This is a genomic window from Blastococcus sp. SYSU DS1021 (assembly GCF_054050995.1).
On record NZ_JBJHAL010000004.1, the window covers coordinates 1 to 23,116 of the forward strand.

Genomic DNA, 23,116 nt, shown 5'->3' on the forward strand with positions numbered 1-23,116 from the left:
TCTCGTGCGCACCGGTGCTCGGCGACCAGTGGATCGAGCCACCGCCGTAACCCCCGGCGAAGGCGTTGTACCGGCCCACGCCGTCCGCGGTGCTGCGCTCCCCGGTGATCGGGTAGCCCAGCACACCCTGCTCCCAGCCCAGCTCCTCCCAGCGGTCCCGGATCTCCCCGTACGTCTCGTGCGCACCGGTGCTCGGCGACCAGTGGATCGAGCCACCGCCGTAACCCCCGGCGAAGGCGTTGTACCGGCCCACGCCGTCCGCGGTGCTGCGCTCCCCGGTGATCGGGTAGCCCAGCACACCGCGCTCCCAGCCCAGCTCCTCCCAGCGGTCCCGGATCTCCCCGTAGATCTCGTGCGCGCCCGTGTTCGCCGACCAGTAGATCGAGCCACCGCCGTAACCACCGGCGAAGTGCTGGTAGGACCCGCCGTCGGCCCCGGCGTACCTCTCCCAGGTGATCGGGGGACCCAGCACGCCCCCCTCCTGCCCGAGGTCCCGGTACCTGGCCTCGATGGCCGACCAGTTCACCGACACACCGCGGTTGTCCGCCGCCTGCTGGCGCTCGGCGATGACCGGCCAGACGTTGGCCCGGCAACCCTGCAGGGAGATCGACTGCTGCTGCATGACCCAGGCGGTGCGGCCGGGCGTGGGGCAGTCCTGGTGACCGAGACCCAGCCAGTGCCCCACCTCGTGCAGGATCACGTACCGCTGGTACAGGTCCAGCCCGTGCGGCCACGAGTCCGTGCCGCCGCGCCACCGCTCGTCGTTGATGTAGACGTTGCGGCCCACCCGGCAGCTCCACTCGCTGCTGCAGCCGGGAGCAGCAGCAGCGACCACGGCCGGCGAGGCCAGGATGAGGCTGAAGTTCCCTCCGGACTGCACCTGGTCGAAGCGGAGGGCGCCGCCGAGGCTCCAGCCCCGTGGGTCGTTGAGCGTCTCCGAGGCGACGCCGGCGAAGTGGTCCAGGTCGCCGTAGACGGTGCCCTGGGCCGTGACGGTGTAGGTGATGGCCTGTTGGGCCTGCGCCGGCGCCGCGGGCAGCATGCCCGCGGTGGTCAGCGCGAGCAACATCGCCAGGAATGTCCGCAGGTGCCAGCTCATCGACAGTCCCGTCCCGCAGCCGGCACGCGGCGACCGCGTCTCGTGGTCCTCCGGCACCGGCGCGCCGTGGCGTACCGGCCGCCGCTGCCCGTCCCGGCACGATAGCCAGCCACCACCGGGCCGGGACAAGCCTTTTGGACGCCTGACACGAAGCTGTCATGGACGTGCGGGCGGGGGCCGACCACCGCCCCGCTTCCCTCGTCGGCGGCGGTCCCCGGGACCGGTGGCGATCGCCGGACACGGTGCGGGCCGGATCCCCATGGCCACGTGACGGCTGCATCGTCGGGACAGGAGGGCGGCTTCGACCGGCCGGCGCCCAGGACGACGGTGCAGCACGGGACCGCCGGCCACAGGTCCAGCTGGTGCCCCCGGCAGGATTCGAACCTGCGACACACGGTTTAGGAAACCGATGCTCTATCCCCTGAGCTACGGGGGCCACGGCGCGGCACCAGCTGCCCCGGGACCAACGCCAGCAGGCTATCGGGTGGCCGAGGGAACCCCGGCGGGACCCGACTCGTCGGTACGGCTGAGAGAGCGAACGCCTCCAGCGGGTTACCGTGCTGGGGTCGAAACGAGCTCCGGCAGCGTGGCCGGGGTCAGAGAGGTGGGCCGCAGCGATGGAGACCACGGTGGTCGACGTCCCCGAGCGGGGTCGGTTCGAGATCCGGCAGGGCGAGCGCGTCGTCGGACTTGCCAGCTACCACGTCGAGCACGGGCAGATGACCCTCCCGCACACCGAGGTGGACCCCGCCATGGGCGGTCAGGGCATCGGGAAGGCGCTCGTCGCCGGGGTCCTCTCCGCGGCCCGCGAGCGGGGGCTGACCGTGCTGCCGTACTGCTCCTTCGTCCGCCACTACATCCAGCAGCACCCCGAACTGGTCGACCTCGTCGCGGTCGAGGACCGGCCGCACTTCGGCCTGGAGACCGCCGACCACTGAGCAGGGGACGCGCGGCGCCACCTACGCTGCGCGGGTGCCCGAAGGCCACACCCTGTACCGCCTGGCGCGGCAGCTCGAGCTGCCGTTCGCCGGCCGCCCGGTGCACGTGACCAGCCCCCAGGGCCGGTTCGAGGCCGGCGCCGCCCTCCTCGACGGGCGAGTGCTCGACGAGGTGTTCTCCTACGGCAAGCACCTGTTCGCCCGCTTCGGCGGCGACCACCTGCACGTCCACCTCGGGCTGTACGGCACCTTCCTCACCGGCACCGGCAGACCACCCCCGGCCAAGGGCGCGCTGCGCATGCGCTGGGTGGGCGACGGGCCGGACGGCGCCGGGGCATGGGGCGACCTGCGCGGTCCCACCGCCTGCGAGGTGCTCACCGCCCCGGAGGTCGAGCGGATCCTGGGTCGCCTGGGGCCGGACCCGCTGCGGCCCCGCGCCGACGGGACGGTCGCCCACCGGCGCATCGCGGGCAGCCGCACGGCGATCGGGGCCTTACTCATGGACCAGTCGGTGCTGGCGGGCGTCGGCAACGTGTACCGCGCGGAGCTGCTGTTCCGGCACCGGGTCTCACCGTTCCGGCCCGGCCGGCAGATCGACGCCGCGCTGTGGGCCGGCATGTGGCGGGACCTGGTGACCCTCATGCGCTCCGGCGTCCGGATGGGCCGAATCGTGACCACCCGCCCCGAGAACCGCTCCCGGCGCAGCGGTGCGGTGACCCGCGAAGACGCCCACTACGTCTACCGGCGCACCGACCTGCCCTGCCGGATCTGCGGGACCGCCATCCGCACCCAGGTCCTGGTGGGGCGCAACCTCTACTGGTGCCCCGTCTGCCAGGCGACCTGACCGGTACCGGCGGATGCCGCTCGGCCGCGCGTACCGTCGAGGGCAGTGAGACGCAGATCATGCACGATGGTGGCCCTCGCCGCGGTGGGGGCGCTCCTCGGTCTGCCCGCGACCGCCTCCGCCGCACCCGTCGAGACCGCCGGCCCGACGCGCACCGTCGGCTACGACGTCTCCCACCCGCAGTGCGGCACCGAGCTCCCCGAGGACGCCGCGTTCGCCGTGGTCGGGGTCAACGGCGGGCTCGCCACCCGGGCCAACCCCTGCCTCGCCGACCAGCTCGAGTGGGCCGCCGGCTCCTCGGGTGCGACCGGCCAGCCGCGGGTGCAGCTCTACCTCAACACCGCCAACCCCGGCGAGCTGCGCGAGCAGGTCACCACCTGGCCCGAGGCGGGCAGCACGCCCTACGGGCGCTGCGACGGCGGCAACTCGACGGCGTGCTCGTGGCAGTACGGCTGGGAGCGGGCGCGCGCGAGCGTGCAGTCGTTCTTCCGCCCCGCCGCCCGCGCCGCAGGGCTGGGCAGCCAGCCGGCGGGCTACACGTGGTGGCTGGACGTCGAGACCATGAACACCTGGCAGTACGGGTCCTCCGACGCGCGGGCCCGCAACCGGGCCGCGCTCGAGGGCATGACCGAGTACCTGACCGGGCGGGGCGCACGGGTCGGCGTCTACTCCACCGGCTACCAGTGGGGCCGCATCGTCAGCGAGGTCCCGGAGGAGAGCCCGCTGGCCGGGCTGCCCAGCTGGCTGGCCGGCGCCACCACCCGGATCGGGGCCGTGGCGGCCTGCGGGAAGCCGCCGCTGGTCCCCGACGGGGAGGTCGAGCTCACCCAGTACGTCCCGGGCGAGCTCGACCACGACCACGCCTGCCGCTGAGCTCGCTCGACGTCAGAGCGCGCCCTTGCCCGGCTCCCCCGCCGGGACGGCGGTCAGCCGGCGCACGTCCAGCGGCGCGGCGAGCTTGTCGGCCAGCGCCGCGCCCAGGGTGGTCAGCGTTTCGGCCTTGCCATGGGTGCGCAGCGCCTCGGGGCTCTCCCACCGCTCCACCATGACGAACACCCCGTCCCCCTCGTGCAGCGCGTACAGCTCGCAGCCCGGCTCGGCGTGCACCTTCGGCACGGCGGCGAGGATCGCCTCCCGGACGGCGTCCACCGCCTCGGGCTTCGGGGTGATGGTGGCGACGACGACAACGGACACGCAGACCTCCTGGGACGGGGGGACGACAACGGCCCGGACAGTTGCCCTGGTGGCGCGGCCCCGGCCGGGTCAGGATGCCAGGGTGGTCGACGACGGCGCTCCTCCTCCCCCGACCGCTGAGCACCCGCTGCGGGTGGCGGTCGTCGGGGCCGGTCCGGCCGGCATCTACGCCGCCGACGCCCTGACCCGACAGAGCGCGGTCCCCGTCGCCGTCGACCTGCTCGACCGGCTGCCCACCCCCTTCGGGCTGGTCCGCCACGGCATCGCCCCGGACCACCCGAAGATGCGGGCGATCCGGGACACCCTGCACCGCAGCCTGGACCACCCGCTGGTGCGGTTCGTCGGCAACGTCGAGGTGGGCACCGAGCTCTCCCTGGCCGAGCTGCGCGCCCACGTCGACGCCGTCGTCTACACCTACGGCGCGGCCCTCGACCGGCGCCTGGGCATCGAGGGCGAGGAGCTCCCCGGCAGCCTGGCCGCCACCGACCTCGTGGCCTGGTACACCGGGCACCCCGACGCCGACCGCGCGACCGTGGAGGCGGCCCTGGCCGGCGTCCGGCACGTCGTGGTCGTCGGGGTGGGCAACGTCGCGCTCGACGTCGGGCGGATCCTCGCCCGGACCGCCGAGGAGCTGGACCCCACCGACATGCCCCAGCACGTCATCGACGTCCTCGCCGCCGCACCCGTCGAGGAGGTGACGGTGCTCGGCCGCCGCGGTCCGGCGCAGGCCACCTTCACCACCCAGGAACTGCGCGAGCTCGGGGAGCTGGCGGCGGCCACCGTGCTCGTCGACCCCGCTGACCTCGACCTGGACGCCGACACCGAGGCCCGCGCCGCGGCCGACCGCAACGCCAGCCGCAACCTCGCTGTCCTCCGCGAGTGGTCCGGCCACGTGCCCGCCCCCGGTCGCACCCGGCTGCGGCTGCGCTTCTACACCCGCCCGGTGCGGCTGCTGGGCACCGACCGGGTGACGGGCGTCGAGGTGGAGCGCACCGCCGTCGACGGCGACGGCCGGGCGATCGGCACCGGGCAGTTCGAGGTGCTGCCCGCCGACCTGGTGGTGCGGTCGGTGGGGTACCTCGGCACCCCGCTGCCCGGGCTGCCGGTCGACGAGCGCACCGGCACCGTCACCCACGACGGCGTGGGACGGGTGCTGCGCGACGGGCGGCCGTCGGCCGGGGAGTACGTGGCCGGCTGGATCAAGCGCGGCCCCACCGGGGTGGTCGGGCACAACAAGCACGACGCCCGGGAGACCATCGCGGGCCTGCTGGCCGACGCCGCCGACGGCACGCTGCGGGTGCGTGGCCCGGCCGACGACCTGGTGCGCACGCTGCAGAGCCGCGGGGCCGAACCGGTGCTGCTGGAGGACTGGCGGGCGATCGACGCCGCCGAGCAGGCGCTGGGTGCCAGCCGCGGCCGGGCCCGGACGACCCTGCACGAGCGGGAGGCGCTGCTGGCCGCCGTCCGGGAGGCCGCCGCCCGTCAGCGCTGAATCAGCGCAGCGCGGCCAGCAGCTCGCGGGCCGCCGTCTCGTCGGCGGCGGCCACGAACCGGATCAGCGCGTCCGTGTCGGGTGCCAGCTCGAGGGGCTCCCCCGCGTCGGTGAGGACGACGCCCCCCGCGGCGGCCAGCACCGCCAGTCCGCCGGCGACGTCGTGCACGTGCGTGCCGCCGCGGTCCAGGTCGTGCCAGGCCGCGGCCGCGCCGTCGGCCACCAGGCACAGGTCGACGGCGGTGCAGCCGGTGATCCGCACCCGGCTGGCCGTCACCGGCACGGTGACCGCGCCGCCCCGCGGCCCGCTGGGGACGACGACGGTGCTACCCGGCCGGGTGCGCACCGGCACCCCGTCCCGGACGGCGCCGTGCCCCTCGACCGCCGCCCACCGCCGGCCCGAGGAGAGGTCGGCGACCAGCCCGGCGACCGGCCTGCCCTCCTGCACCAGCGCGGCCGAGAACGCCCACGGCGGCAGGCCAGCGGCGAAGTTGCCGGTGCCGTCGAGCGGGTCGAGCACCACCCAGGGCCGGCCGGGGGCCACCGCGGTGTCGCGGCTCTCCTCGCTGAGCACCGGCACGCCCAGCGCGCCGAGTACCTCGACGGCGGCGGCGTGGGCGGCGACATCGGCGGCCAGCGCAGGGCTCCCGTCCCGCTTGGTCCGCGTCTCCCCGGTGCCGTGGGCGAGCGCCACCGCGGTCTCCACCCGCGTGGCCGCGAGCGCCGCCAGGTGGGCGAAGCGCAGCGGCAGGGGGGCGTCGGCCGGTGGACCCGGCACGTCGATCGCCCGCCCGGTCGCGAGGTGCCGCACGCGGTCGCACCCCCACCCCGCCGCGGCGGCGAGCACCACGGGGTGGTCCAGCGGCACCCCTGCCCGGCGCACCACCACGGCCGCGGTGGTGGCGTCGTCGGTCCACTGCCGGCGGAGCAGCACCACCTGGCCCTCGTCCCCGACCAGCACCCGCGCCCAGGGGTCGAGCAGGGCCGGGGCCAGCGCGGCCGCCGACATCCCCAGCGCCTCCGCCGCGGTCGGCAGATCCGGGCTGGCCGCGGTGCGCAGCCCCGGCTCAGCCACTGTTGCGCAGCGCGGTGGCGATGCCGTTGATGGTCAGCTGGATGTTGCGGCTGGTGAGCTCTTCGTCCTCGCCGCTCCGCCGGCGCCGCAGCATCTCCACCTGCAGGTGGTGCAGCGGCTCCAGGTAGGGGAACCGGTTCCGGATCGACCGGGCCAGCGACGGGTTGTCGGCGAGCAGGTCGTCGTCGCCGGTGACGGCCAGCGCCATCCGGCAGGTCCGCTCGTGCTCGGCGGTGATGCGGTCGAACACCCGCGCCCGCAGCTCCTCGTCGGGCACCAGCTCGGCGTACCGGGCCGCGAGCTCCAGGTCGGTCTTGGCCAGCACCATGCCCATGTTGGACAGCACGGTGCGGAAGAACGGCCACCGCCGGTGCAGCTCGCGCAGCCGCTCCAGCCGCTCCGCGGAGCCCCCGACCCACTCCTCCAGCGCCGATCCGGTGCCGTACCAGCCGGGCAGCATGATCCGTGTCTGCGACCAGCTGAACACCCACGGGATCGCCCGCAGGTCGGCGATGGAGTTGCCCGCCTTGCGCGACGGTGGCCTGCTGCCGATGTTGAGCTCGGCCAGCTCACCGATCGGGGTGGCCGCCCGGAACCACTCCACGAAACCGGGCGTCTCGTGCACCAGCTCCCGGTAGGCCCGCTGCGCGCGGGCGGCGAGGTCGTCGAGCACGGCGTAGGCGTCCTCGGCGTCGGCGCCGAGGCCTTCGACGTCGAGCAGCGTCGACTCCAGGGTGGCGGCGACGAGCGCCTCGAGGTTGCGCCGGGCGAGGTCGGGGTCGGCGTACTTCGCGGCGATCACCTCGCCCTGCTCGGTGATCCGCAACGCCCCGGCCACCGCGCCCGGGGGCTGCGCGCGGATCGCCTCGTAGCTCGGGCCGCCGCCTCGGCCGACGGTGCCCCCGCGGCCGTGGAACAGCCGCAGCCGGATCCCCTCGCGGCGCGCGAGCTCCACCAGGTCGAGCTCGGCCCGGTACAGCGCCCAGTTGGCGGCGAGGTAGCCGCCGTCCTTGTTGCTGTCGGAGTACCCGAGCATGACCTCCTGCACGTCGCCCCGGTTGGCCAGCAGGGCCCGGTACAGCGGCTGGTCGAGCACCGCCCCGAGCGTCGTGGCGGCGTTCTGCAGGTCGGTGATCGTCTCGAACAGCGGGGAGATGCCGACCGGGCAGGTGGGCCCCTCCGGTCCGGCCGGGTCGAGCAGGCCGACCTCCTTGAGCAGGACGGCGACCTCCAGCACGTCGCTGACCGACTCGCACATGCTGATCACGTAGTTCGGGATGGTCCGCGGGCCCAGCAGCGCGACCCGCTCGGCCGCGGCCACGAGCACGTCGAGCTCCTTGCGCGCCTCCTCCGACAGCTGCGCGTCGGGACGCACCAGGGGACGTCGCAGCGTCAGCTCCCCGGCGAGCAGCTCCACCCGGGCGGTCTCGTCGAGCGCCGTGTAGTCGTCGCACACCCCGGCCCAGGCCAGCAGCTCGCCGACCACCTGCTCGTGCACCGACGAGTTCTGCCGCAGGTCCAGCCCGCACAGGTGGAACCCGAAGACCTCCACGGCCTCCCGCAACCGCAGCAGCCGGTCGTCGGCCAGCGCCCCGGCCCCGTGGCTGCGCAGCGACGCGTCGACGACGTCGAGGTCGGCCCGCAGCTCGTCGGGCGTCGCGTAGGGCGGCAGCGCGGGCAGGGACCCCGCGTCCCCCGGCACGACCCCTGGAACCCGGGCGGCGGTGGCCGCCAGCCGCGCCGAGATGCCGCTGAGCGCCCGCCGGTACGGCTCGTCGGCCCGGAACGGGGAGTCGTCGCCGGAGGCGTCGGCCAGTGCGTAGAGCTGCGGCGTGGGCGTGACCAGCCGGTCGGACATCGACAGCTCGCTGCGCAGCGCCGCGAGCTCGGCCAGGTGGTGGCTCAGGGCCGTCTCCGCCTGCCGGGACGTGGCCCGGCGCAGCGCCTCGCCCGTGACGAACGGGTTGCCGTCGCGGTCACCACCGATCCAGGACCCCGGCAGCAGCATCGGCCGGCGCAGCACCCCGGCCCCGGGCCACCGCTGCTCGACCGCCCGCCGCACCTCGGCGTTGATCGCCGGCACGACCTCGAACAGGGAGAGCTCGTAGTAGCGCAGCGCCTCGTCGATCTCGTCGGTCAGCCGCAGCCGGGACAGCCGCAGCAGCGCCGTCTGCCAGAGGGTGAGCACCGCGCGCCACAGCTGCGCCGACCACGCCGGGTCGACGTCGCCGCCGGCGCGGTCCCGTTCCCGGATCAGCTGGGTCACCTGCCGCTGCACCTGGAACACGGTCTTGCGTCGGACCTCGGTGGGGTGGGCGGTGACCACCGGGCAGACGAGGGCCCCGGCGAGCTCGCGGGCCACGGTCTCGCCCGGGATGTCCGCCTGGTCCAGCAGGGCGAACGACGCCGCGAGGCTGCCCTGCTGCGGCGGGGAGCCGGCGCGGCGGTGGTGCCGGCGGCGGCGCTCGTGGTGGATGTCCTCGGCGAGGTTGGCCAGCAGCGAGAAGTGGCTGAACGCCCGGATGACGTGGTTGGCGGAGCGGACGTCCAGGTCGGCGAGCCGGCGGGCGAGCTCGGCCCGGTCGACCTCCGAGCGACGGATGCGGAAGGCCTCCACGCGGGTGGACTCGACCAGCTCCAGCACCTCGGGGCCGGCCTGCTCGCCGATCACCTCGCCGAGGACGCGCCCCAGGAGCCGGATGTCCTCGCGCAGCGGCTCGTCGTCCGCGCGGTCACCGGTGCCGGGTGCACCGTGGTGTCGGAGGTCTGCGACGTCAACAGTGGCTTCGGACACACCCCGAGTATCGGGGATCGATGTGACGGGCAGGTGTCGGCCTCCACCTCGGTCCCGGCGCCCGCCCTCGAGGGGCGGGCGCCGGTAGCGAGAGCCGGTCCCTGCGGGGTCTCAGCTCCCGTCGGCGCTGCGGCGCCGGGCCGCGACCAGCAGTGCCCCACCGGCCAGCAGCGCACCGGCGCCCAGCGCCGCGGGCAGCAGCGGGTCAGCGCCGGTGTAGGCGAGCTGACCGACGACGGGGGTGACCGCCGGGGCCACCGTCACGTCCAGCCGGAGGAACCGGTCCGATCCGTCCGGCGCGAACCCGGAAGCCACGAGTGAGTGCACGCCCGCGGCCAGGTCGGCCGGGATGGTCACCGGGGCGCTGAAGTCGCCGTTGCCGTCGGTGGTCACCGTGGCCAGGACCTGCGGCTCGGAGTAGATGACGACCTTCGCCGTCGAGTTCGGCATGAAGCCCGTACCGAGGACGGTCAGCTGCTCGCCGGCCGAGGCCCGGGTGATCAGGCCCTTGTCCGTCGTCAGCGTGAGGGACGTCGAGGGAACCCGCGGCGGCACGGTCGGCTCGCCAGCCGGCGTGGCGACCGGCGCGGGCGGGGCGGGCGGCGCGGGCGGCGCGGGCGGCGCGGGCGGCGCGGGCGGCGCGGGCGGCGTCCACGTCGCGACACCGTCGGCCGCGATGGTCAGCGGGGTCTGCGGGTTGCTCTGGTTACCGCACAGCATCGACTGGACGACGAAGGAGTGGGGACCCTCGGTCAGGCCCGTGACGGTGGTCGTGACGACCCCGGTACCGACGTCCTCGGTGAAGGCCCCGCCGTCGAGGTAGGGCCGGGCGACGCCGTCCACCTTCAAGTAGTAGGAGGTGTAGACGACGTCGGGGTGCTCCTCGGGCTTCGCGGCGGTCCAGTTCAATGTCACCTGGCCGGCGGCGGAGGAGGCCGCCGAGACGAAGACGACCCGTGGCAGCGGCGGCGGCGGCCGGTCCATGCTGTTCCAGTAGTCCTGGTAGGGGCCGCACTGGTCGACGGCCGCCGGCGCAGTGCCGCCCCGACCCTCCGGAACCGCCGTAACTTCGGGAGACGTCGCCTCCGACGGCTGGACGGCGACGTCCGCGCCCGGCTCCTCGGCGACGGCGACCCCGGCCCCCGTGGCCCCTCCACCGATGGTCACTGCCAGCAGGGCCGCGCCCCCGGCCAGGGCCCGGGCGAGCCGGCGCCCCCGATCCAGCCGTCCGTCCACGTGCATGTCCTCCCCGTCCCCGCCCGGACGGTCGACCCCGTCCGGCGCGTGCACGAGGCTTTCGGCAGCGGAGCGCCGTTCCTCCAGGGCAACCGCGGGTGGCTCGTACCGGAGGGCCCACTGCACCGCCCCATGCGCCCCACCGGCCACGCGAGGCGCAGCAGGCTAGTCGTGCTCGAGCTCCCGCAGGCACTGCGCCGCGAGCTGGTCGCCGGCCGCCGCCCCCAGGCGGAACTGCTCCACGGCTCCCTCGAGGTCCCCGCGGTCGGCCAGCAGCACGCCGAGGTTCTGGTGGCAGTAGGCGTCACCGGCGGAGATCCCGCTGCGGTAGGCCTCCTCGGCGGCCTCCTCGTCGCCGAGCTCCTCGCGGTAGAGGTTGCCCAGCGGCAGCCAGGCCACCTGCTCGCCGAGCTTGGCGCCGCGCTCCAGCACCGCGCGCGCCTCGGCCGAGCGGCCGGTCTCGCGCAGCAGGTGCGCCAGGTCCGCGCGGGCGGCCGGGAAGTGGTGCTGGCCGGCGCGGAGGTCGTCCTCCAGCGCCGGGTCGAGCGTCGAGCACCAGCGCCAGCAGGCGACGACGGCGGCGGCCTCCTGGTCACCCGCGGCGGCGAACTCCTCGGCCACCGCCATGGCCTGCTCGCGCTCCCCCTGCTCCCGCAGCAGGAAGGCCAGCTGCAACCCGCCCTCGAGGTCGCCGGCGGCCGCCGCCCCCCGGTAGGCGCGCATGGCGCCGGCGAGGTCACCGAGGTCCTCCAGCACCAGGCCGAGGTTGCGCCAGGCGTCGGCCTCGCCGCCGCGCAGGGCGACCTCGTAGGCGTCGACCGCCTCCTCCCAGCGCTGCTGGGCGGCCAGCGAGTTGCCGAGGTTGAACGCGGCGACGGAGTCCCCCAGGTCGAAGGCGCGGCGGAAGCAGGCCTCCGCCTCGGTCTGCCGGCCGGCGTCGGCCAGGTCGCAGCCGAGGTCGATCAGCGCGTCGGCGTCGTCGGAGGCGAGCAGCCGCCGCAGCCGCACGTCCAGGTCCTCGGTCATGCCGCCGATGATCGCGGCGAGGAGGCGCCCGGCGCGCCCCCTCGCCGCCGGACCTCACCCCAAGGGATCGGCCCGGAGGCCGAACGGTCACCCGATCAGCTGTCCCCTCCGGCCGGTCAGCTGCCGAACGCCTCCCGCCAGGCCGGCATCAGCGAGCTGCGCACCCACTCCAGGTAGGGCTCCTGCTGGTCCCCGCCGATCTGGACCAGGGCCAGGTGGGTGAACCCGGCGTCGGCGTACTCCTTCGCGGCCTCGATCACCGCGCCGACGTCGTCCCCGCACGGGATGCTGCCCTCGACGTCCTCCTCGCGGACGAACGAGGTCGCCGCGTCGAACGCCGACGGACCGGGCAGCTCCGAGTTGACCTTCCAGCCCAGGCCGAACCAGCGGAAGAGGCTGTGCGCCCGGGTGACGGCGGCGGCCTTGTCGGTGCCGTAGCTGATCGGCATCTGGGCGATCTTCGGCTTGCCCGCGCCCCCGGCGGCCTCGAACGCCTCGACCAGCTCCGACAGCGGATCGGTCGCGACCAGCACGTCGGCCAGCTCGCCGGCGATGGTGGCCGCCTGCTTCCCGCCGGCCGCGAAGCCGATGGGCACGCGCTTCTCCGGCAGGTCCCAGAGCTTGGCCGACTCGACGTCGAAGTGCTCACCGCGGAAGTTGGTGTAGCCCTCCCCGTCGAACAGGTCGCGGATGATCTGCAGCGCTTCCATGATCATCTCGTGCCGGACGTCGGCCGGTGGCCAGCCGGCGCCCACGACGTGCTCGTTGAGGTTCTCCCCCGCCCCCAGTCCGAGGGTGAAGCGGCCGCCGGAGAGGATCTGCAGGGTCGCCGCCTGCTGCGCCACGACCACCGGGTGGTAGCGGAAGCTCGGGCAGGTCACGTAGGTCATCAGCGGGATCCGGCTGGTGGCCTGCGCGGCGGCCCCGAGGGTCACCCACGCGTTGGGCGAGTGGCCCATCTCGTCCAGCCACGGGAAGTAGTGGTCGCTGCTGACGGCGAAGTCGAAGCCGACCTCCTCGGCGCCCACCACGTGGCCGACCAGGTCCTTCGGCCCGGCCTGCTCGGTCATCATCGTGTAGCCCAGCTGCATCACCATGCCGCGCGGCTACCCGGCGCGGGCCGGGGCGAACCGACCCGCGCCAGGTGGTCACACCCGCTCGGCCTTCAGCGCCTCCCGCATCGTGATCTTCCCGCCCGTGCGCAGCAGCGCCGCGGCGTACACCCGACCGCCGAGCCGGACCACCAGGACGATGGCCGCGACCATCAGGGCGGCCGACAGCACGATCTCCCAGACGGCCACGCTGCCCGCGGCCTGCCGCACCGGCATCACCAGCGGGGACAGCCCGGGGATGTAGGACGTGACGACCGCCAGGGTGCCGTCGGGCTCCGCGGCGGCCTGGATGCCGACGACGAAGGCGACCACCAGCACCATGATCGTGGGCATCACCACGGTGTTGAGGTCCTCCTGCCGGCTGACCAGCGAGGCGGTCACCGCGAAGATCGCCGCGTAGAACGCGTACGCGAGCACGAACCAGGCGACGACGGCGACGGCCGTGCCGATGAGCTCTCCGGGGATGTCGACGATGTCGAGGGCCAGCGCCCCGGCGACCCCGACGACCACGATGAGCACGATCTGCGCCAGCCCGAGCAGTCCCAGGCCGATGATCTTCCCGGCCAGCAGCTGCCACGGCCGCATGGTCGCCAGCAGCAGCTCCACCACCCGGCTGGCCTTCTCCTCGACGACGCCCTGGGCGACGAACTGGCCGAAGAGGATGAGCAGGCCGTAGAGCAGCGCGACGCCGATGATCGCCATGCCGATGCGCTGGCCGTCCTGGTCGGCGTCCGGGTCCAGCGGCGTCACCGCCACCTCGGGCACGACGAGGTCGTCGACCCCGGCGGCCGCCAGCTGCTCGGCCAGCGCCAGCTGTGTGACCGCGCCCTGGACGACCGACTGCAGCGTTCCGCCGGCCGACTGCTCGACCAGCAGCTCCGGCTCACCCCCGCCCTCGGCCAGCAGCACGCCGTCGACGTCGCCCTCCTCGATCGCCGTGCGGGCGGCGGCCTCGTCGTCGAGGGCGACCACCGTGACGTCGACGTCGAGCGCCTCGCCCTGGGCCTCCAGCGTCTGCTCCAGCCCGGCGCCCCCGCCGACCATCCCGATCCGGGTGGCGTCGCCGCCGGAGCCGAGCGCCACCTGCATGCCCAGCGTGCCGAGCAGCAGCACCAGGATCACGACCGAGCTGATGATGAAGTTCTTGTCCCGGATGCGGGCGGAGACCTCGCGTGCGGCGACGAGCCGCACGAGTCCCGCGCTGCCGGGCGTACGCGACGGGCTCACGCCGCCACCTCCTGGGCGCTGGGGGCGGCGACCGCCCCGCGGAAGAGTTCGACGAGTGTGGGCTGCTGCCAGGCGAAGTGGGTGACCCGGCCGGTGTGCAGCGCGGCGGCCAGGACCGCCTGGTCGTCGGCGTCCGACGCGAGCTCCAGCAGCGTGTCACCGGCCTGCTCGGAGACCACCCGGACGCCGGGGAGCGCCGCGGCCCACCCCGGCGCGGCGTCGGGCACCACGACGCGCAGCAGCCGGCCGGCCTCGCGCCGGCGGAGCTCGTCGACGGTCCCGGTGGCGACCATCCGCCCGCGGGCGAGGATGCCGACCGAGTCGCAGAGCCGCTCGACCAGGTCCAGCTGGTGGCTGGAGAAGACCACCGGGACGCCCGCGCGGGCCTGGTCCAGCAGGGCCTCGGCCAACGAGTCCACGCCGATGGGGTCCAGGCCGGAGAACGGCTCGTCGAGGATGAGCACCTCGGGCCGGCTCACCAGCGCGGCGGCCAGCTGCACCCGCTGCTGGTTGCCCAGCGACAGTTTCTCGACGGCGTCGCCGCTGCGCGGCCCCAGCCCGAGCCGCTCCACCCACTCGCCGGCCGCGTGCGTGGCCGCGGCGGAGTCCATGCCGTGCAGGCGGGCGAAGTAGGCGATCTGCTCGCCGACCTTCATCTTCGGGTAGAGCCCGCGCTCCTCCGGCATGTAGCCGACGCGGCGCCGGGACTCCTGGTCGAGCGGGCGTCCCTGCCAGCGCACCTCCCCGGCGTCGGGCCGGACCAGCCCCATGGCCACGCGCATGGTCGTCGTCTTTCCCGCACCGTTGGAGCCGCAGAAACCGAACATCGATCCCGGCGCCACCGTGAACCCCACGCCGTCGAGGACGCGGACGTCCCCGAAACTTTTCTGCAGCCCGTCGAACTCGAGCACCTGTTCCTCCTGCCGTTGGGCACGTCCGCCGGAAACCGTAGCCGAGCTCATGATCACGCCAGGGTGATCGACTCGCGGGCGCGACGTCGGGACCCCGAGAGTTCATCTCGCGACGGCCGGGAGGGTGCGGTCTGATCGGTGGATGAGCGAGCGCGACGGCGTGGCGCGGCCACCCACCGGGGTGGGCCTGGAGCAGCTGCGGTCGGCGGCGGCGGGCTGCCGGGCCTGCGAGCTGTGGCAGGACACCACCCAGACCGTGTTCGGGGAGGGGCCCGAGACCGCCCGCGTGGTCTTCGTCGGCGAGCAGCCGGGCGACCAGGAGGACCGGCGGGGCGAGCCGTTCGTCGGTCCGGCCGGCCGGCTGCTGGACAAGGCGCTGGCCGACGCCGGCATCGACCGGCGCGACAGCTACGTCACGAACTCGGTGAAGCACTTCTCGCACACCGTGAAGGGCAAGCGGCGCATCCACCAGACACCCCGGCCCGAGCACCTTCGGGCCTGCCGGCCGTGGCTGGAGGCGGAGCTCGCCGTGCTGAAGCCCGAGGTCGTCGTCGCGCTGGGTGCGACGGCGGCCAAGGGGCTCATCTCGCCGTCCTTCCGGATCACCCGCGACCACGGGCAGCTGCTGCCCTGGGCACCACCGGGCGCCCCGGCGGCGACGGAGGACGACGACGAGGACGCGCCGCACCAGACCTGGATCCTCGCCACCACGCACCCCTCGGCGGTCCTGCGCACCCCGGACGAGGCGCGCGCCGCTGCCTACGACGCCCTGGTCGCCGACCTGCGGACGGTCGCCGGTGCGCTGGCCTGATCCCACGGAGAGGACTACCGGCGAGTAGGGACCGCCGGTGCTGGTTATGCCTCCCAGCGCCCGGCCGGCCTCGCCACTCTCGGGGGCGGGCGAGCCCGGCCGGGCCCCGGGCCGTCAGCGGGTGCGCTCGACGCCGGAGCGCGAGGCGCGGAACAGCCAGAACGAGGGCACCAGGAGCGCGACGGCGGCCATCGCCAGCACCACCACGATGCCGCCGGAGACCATCGCCACCGTCACCGACGCGGCGCTCGCGAGCGCCCCGGCCCGCAGGTCGCCCAGCCGCGGGCCACCGGCGACGACGACGAGGAACACGCCCTGCATCCGGCCGCGCATCTCGTCGGGTGCCGCCAGCTGCAGCATCGACGAGCGCAGCACCGCGCTCACCATGTCCCCCGCGCCGGCGACGGCGAGGAACAGCACGGCGAGCCACAGCGACGGCGCCAGCCCGAACCCGATCACCGCCCCTCCCCAGACGGCGATGGCGCCCAGGACGACCGCTCCCTGCCGATCGACCCGCGACACCCACCCCGAGGTCAGCCCCATGGCGAGCGCGCCGACCGACACCCCGGCGAAGAGCCACCCCAGCGCGTTCGGCGAGTCGGCGAACCGCTCGGCCGAGAGCTCCGGGAAGACCGCGTTGGGCCAGGCGAACAGCATCGCGATGATGTCGACGACGAACGTCATCATCAGCACCGGCTGGGTGCGCAGGAAGGCGAACCCCTCCCCCACGCCGCGCACCGCGGCGCCCAGCCGCAGCCGGCGGGCCCGGCCGCCGGGCGGCAGCGCGGGCAGGCCGCGCAGCAGCAGCGCGGCGACCAGGAAGCCCAGCGCGTCCACCAGGTAGGCGAGGAACAGCTCCCCCTGACCGATCAGGACCCCGGCGAGCAGCGGACCGGCGATGACGCCTGCCTGGCGCACCGTCATCGCCAGGGCGTTCGCGGCCGGCACCAGCGCGGTGCCCACCAGCGCGGGGATGACGGCGCTGCGCGCCGGCTGGTTGACCGCCGCGAAGCCGGAGACGAACGCGGTGAGCACCCACAGCAGCACGAGGTTGCCGCCGCCGGGCAGCAGCGCCTGGAGGGCCAGCAGAGCGCTCGTGACCGCGGCGCCCGTCGAGGTGACGAGCATCAGCGTCCGCCGGTCGACGACGTCGGCGATCGCACCGCCGAGGAGCCCGAACACCACGAGCGGTACCAGCGCGACCAGCGAGGTGAGCCCGACGAACAGCGACCGGCCGGTGAGCTCGTAGACCTGGTAGGGGACGGCGACCAGCGTCATCTGCTGGCCGATCATCGTGGCCGCGACACCGCCGAAGAGCCGGCGGTAGGCCGGGACGCGCAGCGGCGTGGTGTCCACCGCCCACCCGCGCCGCCGCACCGGCTCGGGCACCGGCTCCACCACCGCCCGGTCCGGTTCGACCGGGTCGACCGGCCCGGGCGGCCCGCTCACGGGGCGAGCCGCTGGACGATCCAGCCCCCGCCCTCCGCCGTGTCGCGGACGAACCGCAGCCGGTCGTGCAACCGGTCCCCACCGCCCTGCCAGAACTCGACCCGTTCGGGCACCACCCGGTAGCCGCCCCACGCCGCGGGGCGGGGCAGCTTCCCCTCCGGCGTCTGCTGGTCCAGCAGCCGCACCCGCTCCTCGAGCTCGTGCCGGGAGTCGACGACGGTCGACTGCACCGAGGCCGCCGCCGCCAGCTGCGAGCCGCGTGGCCGCGGGTCCCACAGCGCATCGGAGGCGGCATCGCCGATCCGCTCCACCCGACCGGCCACCCGCACCTGCCGCTGCAGCGCGTGCCACGGGAAGACCAGCGCCGCGCGGGGGTTGACCGCCAGCTGCGCGCCCTTGGCCGAGGCGTAGCTGGTGCCGAACACGATCCCGTCGGTGTCGTAGCCCTTCATCAGCACGATCCGGGCATCCGGGGCGCCGTCGGCGTCGGCGGTCGCGACCACGACGGCGTTGGGCTCCGGGAGGTCCGCGGCGACGGCGTCGGCGAACCAGCGGTCGAACTGCTCGACCCAGGTGGCGGCGAGCTCGTCCTCGCGCAGCCGCCCGAGCGTGTAGTCGTTGCGCATGCGGGTCAGGTCGGGCACGCCGCCATGCTGACACCGGCGGCGGGGGTCGGCTCGGGAGGGCGTCCACCGCGCCCCCCGTGTGCCAGGACGGGGCCGACGGCCTAGGGTCGGCTGGCAATCGTGCGCCGTGTCCTGCGCGCACGTGGGTCCACGCGCAGAGGAGCTTGCGAGATGGCCGACGACTTCGTACCCGGCCTGGAAGGCGTCATCGCCTTCGAGACGGAGATCGCCGAACCGGACAAGGACGGCGGCGCGCTGCGCTATCGCGGCGTCGACATCGAGGACCTGGTCGGCAAGGTCACGTTCGGCAACGTCTGGGCGCTGCTGGTCGACGGCAAGTTCGGCCCGGGCCTGCCGCCGGCCGAGCCGTTCCCCATCCCGGTGCACAGCGGCGACGTGCGCGTCGACGTCCAGGCCGCCCTGGCGATGCTCGCCCCGTTCTGGGGCTACCGCCCGCTGCTGGACATCGACAGCGAGACCGCTCGCGAGCAGCTGGCCCGCGCCGCCGTCATGGCGCTGTCCTACGTCGCCCAGTCCGCCCGCGGCATCGGCACCCCCGCCGTTCCGCAGAGCCGGGTCGACGAGGCCTCGACCATCGTCGAGCGCTTCATGGTCCGCTGGCGCGGCGAGCCCGACCCCCGCCACGTGGCCGCTGTGGACGCCTACTGGACCTCGGCCGCCGAGCACGGCATGAACGCCTCGACGTTCACCGCCCGGGTCATCGCCTCCACCGGCGCCGACGTCGCCGCCGCCATGTCCGGCGCGATCGGCGCGATGTCCGGGCCGCTGCACGGCGGCGCCCCCTCCCGGGTGCTGCACATGCTCGACGAGGTCGAGAAGACCGGCGACGCGGAGAAGTACGTCAAGGACCTGCTCGACCGCAAGGAGCGGTTGATGGGCTTCGGCCACCGGGTCTACCGCGCCGAGGACCCGCGCGCCCGGGTGCTGCGCCGCTCGGCCCAGGAGCTGGGTGCGCCGCGCTTCGAGGCGGCCCTCGCGCTGGAGAACGCCGCCCTCAAGGAGCTGCGGGAGCGGCGTCCCGACCGGCCGGTCGAGACGAACGTGGAGTTCTGGGCGGCCATCGTCCTGGACTTCGCCGAGGTGCCCAGCCACATGTTCACCTCGATGTTCACCTGTGCCCGCACCGCCGGCTGGTGCGCGCACATCCTGGAGCAGAAGAACACCGGTCGCCTGGTGCGCCCGTCGGCCCGCTACGTCGGCCCCGAGCCCCGCAAGCCCGAGGCCGTCGAGGGCTGGGACACCATCAACCCCTCGGCCGCCCAGCTGGCCTGAGCGAGGACCCCGCTGCCCCCACCGCGCACGCCCGCGGTGGGGGCGCGCGGCGGGGCCGCCCGACCCGCACGACCGGAAGGCCCTCCCCGGATGAGCATCACCATCCCCGCCGCACTCCTGCCCGCCGACGGCCGGTTCGGGTGCGGTCCGTCGAAGGTGCGCCCCGAGGCGTTGCGCGCCCTCGCCGGTGACGGGGCGGCGATCATGGGCACCTCCCACCGGCAGCCGCCGGTGAAGAACCTCGTGCGGCGGGTCCGCGAGGGGCTGACCACGCTGTTCGACCTGCCCGACGGCTACGAGGTGGTGCTCGGCAACGGCGGGACGACCGCATTCTGGGACGCGGCGCTGTTCGGGCTCGTCCGCGACCGCGCCGCCTTCGGCACCTACGGGGAGTTCTCCGCCAAGTTCGCCTCCGCGGCGGTGCGGGCACCGTTCCTCGGCGACCCCGTGGTCGTGACGGCCGAGCCGGGGTCGCTGGCGCTGCCGACCGCCACCGAGGGCGTCGACACCTACGCCTGGGCGCACAACGAGACCTCGACGGGCGTCATGGCCCCGATCTCGCGCCCGCACGGCACCGAGGACGCCCTCGTCCTCATCGACGCCACCTCCGGCGCCGGCGGCCTGCCCGTCGACGTCTCGCAGACCGACGTCTACTACTTCGCCCCGCAGAAGTCCTTCGCCGCCGACGGCGGGCTCTGGGTGGCCCTGATGTCGGCCGACGCGCTGCAGCGGATCGCCGAGATCAAGGCCGCGGGCCGCTGGGTGCCCGGCTTCCTGGACCTGTCGATCGCCGTCGACAACTCCACCAGGGACCAGACCTACAACACCCCCGCGGTCGCCACCCTGTTCCTGCTGGCGGACCAGCTCGACTGGATGCTCTCCCTCGGCGGCCTCTCCGGCACCGTCGCGCGCAGCCGCGAGTCCGCCACGCGGCTCTACGGCTGGGCGGAGCAGTCGCCGTACGCGACCCCGTTCGTCCCCCACCCCGAGCACCGCAGCTTCGTCGTCGGAACCGTCGACTTCGCCGACTCCGTCGACGCTGCCGCCCTGGCGACGACCCTGCGCGCCAACGGCATCGTCGACGTGGAGCCGTACCGCGGGCTCGGCCGCAACCAGCTGCGCGTCGGCATGTTCCCCGCCGTGGACCCCGACGACGTGACGGCGCTGACGGCCTGCATCGACTACGTGACCGAGCGGCTCTGAAGAAGGGCCCCCTGCCGCCCACCGCTCGCACGCTCGCGGTGGGTCCCTGCAGGGGGCCGCAGTGGGCAGTTCCGAGGTGAAGGTTCGTAGGCGGGAGGTGAGTGTGGGCCCCGATGTCCCGTCGGGCCCCGGGATCGGCGACCTGTTCGCCGCCGGGGGCGAGGCCGGCCGGATCATGGCCGGCCTCGACTGGGCGAGCACCCCGCTCGGCCCCGTGGCCGGCTGGCCGGCCAGCCTGCGTTTCGCCGTGCGCACGGTGCTGGTGTCCAGGTTCCCGATGGTGCTGACCTGGGGCCCGGACTTCCTGCAGTTCTACAACGACGCCTACGCGCCGCTCATCGGCGCGAAGCACCCGGCGATCGGCCAGGACATCCGGCAGACCCTCGCCGAGGGCTGGCACGCGCTCGGGCCCCCGATCGAGCACGCGATGGCCACGCGCGAGGCCTCCTGGCTGCCGGGGCTGCTGCTGCTCCTCGAACGCGCCGGATACCGGGAGGAGACCTACTTCACCGTCTCCCACGCGCCGGCCTTCGACGACGACGGCGGGGTCGCCGGCATCCACGCCGTCTGCACGGAGGTCACCGGTGAGCTGCTCGCCGCCCGCCGCCAGCAGTTGCTGCACACGCTGTCGGTGGCGGGCACGCAGCTCGCCGACGAGCGGCAGACGGTCGCGACCATGTGCGCGGCCCTGCGCTCGAACCCGCTCGACATCCCCTTCGCCGCCGTCTACCTCGCCACCGACGAGGGCGCCTTCGCCCGCGTGGCGACGACCGGGGTCGACGCCGCGCTCCTGCCCGCGGTCGCCGACGCCGGCGCGGCACTACCGCCGGTCGCCTCCCTGGGGCTGACCGGCGGTCCCTGGGACGACCCGGTGACCGACGCGGTGGTGCTGCCGCTGGCGTCCGGCCACGACGCCGAGCCGGCAGGCCTGCTGGTCCTCGGCACCTCGCCCAACCAGGCCGTGGACGCCGACTACCAGGCCTTCCACCAGCTGGTGGCCGGCCAGTTCACCGGCGCGCTGGCCACCATCCGGGCGTTCGAGGACGAGCGTCGGCGGGCCGAGTCGCTCGCCGAGCTCGACCGCGCGAAGACCACCTTCTTCGCCGACGTCAGCCACGAGCTGCGCACGCCGCTCACGCTGCTGCTGGGCCCGATCGGCGACGTCCTGGAGAACACCGACCCGCCGTTGGGCGACGACGTCCGCGAGCAGCTCTCCCTGGCGCTGCGCAACGGGCAGCGCCTGCAGCGGCTGGTCAACGACCTGCTGGACTTCGCCGGCATCGAGGCCGGGCGGGCCACCCCGGTCCGCGTGGAGACCGACGTCCCGGCGTTCACCGCCGAGCTCGCCGGCATCTTCCGGTCGGCCGCCGAGCGGGCCGGGCTGCGCCTCACCGTCGCCTGCCCGCCCCTGCACCGCCCGGCCTACGTCGACCCCCGGATGTGGGAGAAGATCGTCGTCAACCTGCTGGCCAACGCGGTGAAGTACACCTTCGTCGGCGGCATCGACGTGGCTGTGCGCGGCACCGGCGACGGCTTCGAGCTCACCGTCGCCGACACCGGCGTGGGCATCGTCGCCGAGGAGCTGCCGCACCTGTTCGAGCGTTTCCACCGGGTGTCGGGCGCGACCGCCCGCACGCGGGAGGGCACCGGCATCGGCCTGGCGCTGGTGCAGGAGCTCGCCGCCCTGCACGGCGGCACGGTGACGGTGACCAGCGAGCCGGGGCGGGGCAGCACGTTCACCGTCGCCCTGCCGTTCGGCGCCCCCGACGCCGTCGTCGGCGTTCCTGCGGCCGTCCCGTCGGAGGCCGCCCACGGCGAGGCCGAGGGCTGGGAGCGGGAGGTCTCGCGCCCGGCCGACCGGGCTCCCGGCGCGGCGGACGCCACTGCGGTCCTGGTGGTGGACGACAACGCGGACATGCGCGGCTACCTCGACCGCCTGCTGCGGCCGCACTGGGCGGTGCGCACGGCGGCCGACGGGCAGGAGGCGCTCGCCGCGGTGGCCGAGCAGCGGCCGGCCCTCGTGCTGACCGACGTGATGATGCCGCGCGTCGACGGCTTCGAGCTGCTCCGGGCGCTGCGCGGGGACCCGGCCACCCGGGACATCCCGGTGATCATGCTGACGGCCCGCGCCGGGCAGGACGCCTCGGTCGAGGGCCTGGAGGCCGGCGCCGACGACTACCTGGCCAAGCCGTTCCGCGCCGCGGAGCTGCTCGCCCGGGTACGGGTGGTGCTCGAGCGGGCGGCCGGTCGCGCCGTGACCCCGGGGACGACGCGGGAGGTCGGCGAGCCGCCCCGGCCGGCCACCTCCCCGCTGCCCGCGCCGCTGGTGGCCACGCCGGTGGGCCGGCCGGCGCCGGCGTCGGACCCGGGTCCGCAGCCGTCGACCGGCCCCGACGGCGCCCGGAACCGGGCGCACTGGCAGCTGCCGTCGGTCCTCTCCTCGATCCCGGTGATCCGCCGCCGGCTCCGCGGCCTCCTGGCCGACGCCGGGGTCGGCGCCGACCAGTCCTACGACCTGCTCCTGGCGGCCTGCGAGGCGGCCAGCAACGCGATCGAGCACGCTCAGGAGCCGACCCGGCCCGTCGTCGAGGTCACCGCCGTCGTCGGGGACGGCGCGGTGGAGATCACGGTCCGCGACCACGGCCAGTGGCGGGAGCGGATGCCGAGCATGGACCGCGGCCGCGGCTCCACGCTGATGAGCGCGGTCGCCGAGGTCACCGCCGTCCCGGGTCCCGAGGGGACGACCGTGCGGATCCGGTCGGCGCTGCAGCCGGCCGCCTGACCGC

The 23,116-nt window shown here is 74.8% G+C and carries 19 protein-coding genes and 1 tRNA gene; 8 read left to right on the forward strand and 12 right to left on the reverse strand.

Annotated elements, in window-relative coordinates; genetic code table 11:
- On the reverse strand, nucleotides 1-1,099 hold a 1,099-nt coding region (locus ACI8AP_RS03920), incomplete at its 3' end, for a DUF3152 domain-containing protein (RefSeq protein ID WP_456588026.1).
- A 360-nt stretch (nucleotides 1,100-1,459) separates the two neighbouring features.
- Nucleotides 1,460-1,535, reverse strand: a tRNA-Arg gene (locus tag ACI8AP_RS03925).
- Nucleotides 1,536-1,656: 121 nt separating this feature from the next.
- Between ACI8AP_RS03925 and ACI8AP_RS03930 the strand changes: the two genes are divergently transcribed.
- The 3 genes from ACI8AP_RS03930 to ACI8AP_RS03940 are packed head-to-tail and all read left to right on the forward strand — an operon-like array spanning nucleotide 1,657 to nucleotide 3,754.
- Nucleotides 1,657-2,037 carry a GNAT family N-acetyltransferase gene (locus ACI8AP_RS03930; protein ID WP_456588027.1) on the forward strand — a complete coding sequence of 127 codons (381 nt, stop codon included), beginning with the start codon at nucleotides 1,657-1,659 and terminating at the stop codon, nucleotides 2,035-2,037.
- A gap of 34 nt (nucleotides 2,038-2,071) precedes the next feature.
- Nucleotides 2,072-2,881: an Fpg/Nei family DNA glycosylase gene (locus tag ACI8AP_RS03935; RefSeq protein ID WP_456588028.1), complete on the forward strand. Its 810-nt coding sequence runs from the start codon at nucleotides 2,072-2,074 to the stop codon at nucleotides 2,879-2,881.
- 45 nt (nucleotides 2,882-2,926) lie between these two features.
- Complete coding sequence (locus ACI8AP_RS03940; protein WP_456588029.1) at nucleotides 2,927-3,754, forward strand: hypothetical protein; 828 nt, start codon at nucleotides 2,927-2,929, stop codon at nucleotides 3,752-3,754.
- A 12-nt stretch (nucleotides 3,755-3,766) separates the two neighbouring features.
- On the opposite strand, the gene ACI8AP_RS03945 is transcribed toward ACI8AP_RS03940, so the two are convergent.
- Entirely contained in the window at nucleotides 3,767-4,075 is a 309-nt protein-coding gene (locus ACI8AP_RS03945; RefSeq protein WP_456588030.1) for a putative quinol monooxygenase, read from the reverse strand.
- A gap of 82 nt (nucleotides 4,076-4,157) precedes the next feature.
- Here ACI8AP_RS03945 and ACI8AP_RS03950 point away from each other — a divergent pair, with 82 nt between their 5' ends.
- Entirely contained in the window at nucleotides 4,158-5,567 is a 1,410-nt protein-coding gene (locus ACI8AP_RS03950) for an FAD-dependent oxidoreductase (RefSeq protein ID WP_456588031.1), read from the forward strand.
- A gap of 1 nt (nucleotide 5,568) precedes the next feature.
- On the opposite strand, the gene ACI8AP_RS03955 is transcribed toward ACI8AP_RS03950, so the two are convergent.
- The 7 genes from ACI8AP_RS03955 to ACI8AP_RS03985 form a co-directional block, all read right to left on the reverse strand.
- Nucleotides 5,569-6,642: an inositol monophosphatase family protein gene (locus ACI8AP_RS03955; RefSeq protein WP_456588032.1), complete on the reverse strand. Its 1,074-nt coding sequence runs from the start codon at nucleotides 6,640-6,642 to the stop codon at nucleotides 5,569-5,571.
- Nucleotides 6,635-9,436: a phosphoenolpyruvate carboxylase gene (gene ppc / locus ACI8AP_RS03960; protein ID WP_456588033.1), complete on the reverse strand. Its 2,802-nt coding sequence runs from the start codon at nucleotides 9,434-9,436 to the stop codon at nucleotides 6,635-6,637. The genes ACI8AP_RS03955 and ppc overlap by 8 nt, the downstream gene beginning before the upstream one ends.
- A 111-nt stretch (nucleotides 9,437-9,547) precedes the next feature.
- Nucleotides 9,548-10,672 carry a hypothetical protein gene (locus ACI8AP_RS03965; protein WP_456588034.1) on the reverse strand — a complete coding sequence of 375 codons (1,125 nt, stop codon included), beginning with the start codon at nucleotides 10,670-10,672 and terminating at the stop codon, nucleotides 9,548-9,550.
- A gap of 165 nt (nucleotides 10,673-10,837) precedes the next feature.
- Nucleotides 10,838-11,698 (reverse strand): tetratricopeptide repeat protein, encoded by an 861-nt coding sequence (locus ACI8AP_RS03970; RefSeq protein WP_456588035.1) that lies wholly within the window; start codon nucleotides 11,696-11,698, stop codon nucleotides 10,838-10,840.
- Between the two features lie 116 nt (nucleotides 11,699-11,814).
- The gene (locus ACI8AP_RS03975; protein WP_456588036.1) at nucleotides 11,815-12,795 is read right to left on the reverse strand and encodes a TIGR03557 family F420-dependent LLM class oxidoreductase; all 981 of its coding nucleotides are present in this window, start codon (nucleotides 12,793-12,795) and stop codon (nucleotides 11,815-11,817) included.
- 51 nt (nucleotides 12,796-12,846) lie between these two features.
- The gene (locus ACI8AP_RS03980; RefSeq protein WP_456588037.1) at nucleotides 12,847-14,037 is read right to left on the reverse strand and encodes an ABC transporter permease; all 1,191 of its coding nucleotides are present in this window, start codon (nucleotides 14,035-14,037) and stop codon (nucleotides 12,847-12,849) included.
- Nucleotides 14,034-14,948, reverse strand: a complete 915-nt coding sequence (locus tag ACI8AP_RS03985; protein WP_456588038.1) for an ABC transporter ATP-binding protein — start codon at nucleotides 14,946-14,948, stop codon at nucleotides 14,034-14,036. The genes ACI8AP_RS03980 and ACI8AP_RS03985 overlap by 4 nt, the downstream gene beginning before the upstream one ends.
- 142 nt (nucleotides 14,949-15,090) lie before the next feature.
- Between ACI8AP_RS03985 and ACI8AP_RS03990 the strand changes: the two genes are divergently transcribed.
- Complete coding sequence (locus tag ACI8AP_RS03990) at nucleotides 15,091-15,759, forward strand: UdgX family uracil-DNA binding protein (protein WP_456588039.1); 669 nt, start codon at nucleotides 15,091-15,093, stop codon at nucleotides 15,757-15,759.
- A gap of 114 nt (nucleotides 15,760-15,873) precedes the next feature.
- Here the strand turns inward: ACI8AP_RS03990 and ACI8AP_RS03995 are convergent, their stop codons facing one another.
- Nucleotides 15,874-17,208 carry an MFS transporter gene (locus ACI8AP_RS03995; protein WP_456588040.1) on the reverse strand — a complete coding sequence of 445 codons (1,335 nt, stop codon included), beginning with the start codon at nucleotides 17,206-17,208 and terminating at the stop codon, nucleotides 15,874-15,876.
- Nucleotides 17,205-17,852 (reverse strand): pyridoxamine 5'-phosphate oxidase, encoded by a 648-nt coding sequence (gene pdxH, locus ACI8AP_RS04000; protein WP_456588041.1) that lies wholly within the window; start codon nucleotides 17,850-17,852, stop codon nucleotides 17,205-17,207. The genes ACI8AP_RS03995 and pdxH overlap by 4 nt, the downstream gene beginning before the upstream one ends.
- A 153-nt stretch (nucleotides 17,853-18,005) precedes the next feature.
- On the opposite strand from pdxH, the gene ACI8AP_RS04005 reads away from it, so the two are divergent.
- The 3 genes from ACI8AP_RS04005 (at nucleotide 18,006) to ACI8AP_RS04015 (ending at nucleotide 23,112) form a co-directional block, all read left to right on the forward strand.
- Complete coding sequence (locus tag ACI8AP_RS04005) at nucleotides 18,006-19,127, forward strand: citrate synthase 2 (protein WP_456588042.1); 1,122 nt, start codon at nucleotides 18,006-18,008, stop codon at nucleotides 19,125-19,127.
- Nucleotides 19,128-19,217: 90 nt separating this feature from the next.
- Nucleotides 19,218-20,330: a phosphoserine transaminase gene (gene serC / locus ACI8AP_RS04010; RefSeq protein ID WP_456588043.1), complete on the forward strand. Its 1,113-nt coding sequence runs from the start codon at nucleotides 19,218-19,220 to the stop codon at nucleotides 20,328-20,330.
- A 103-nt stretch (nucleotides 20,331-20,433) separates the two neighbouring features.
- Entirely contained in the window at nucleotides 20,434-23,112 is a 2,679-nt protein-coding gene (locus ACI8AP_RS04015) for an ATP-binding protein (RefSeq protein ID WP_456588044.1), read from the forward strand.
- The last annotated feature ends 4 nt before the right edge of the window (nucleotides 23,113-23,116 follow it).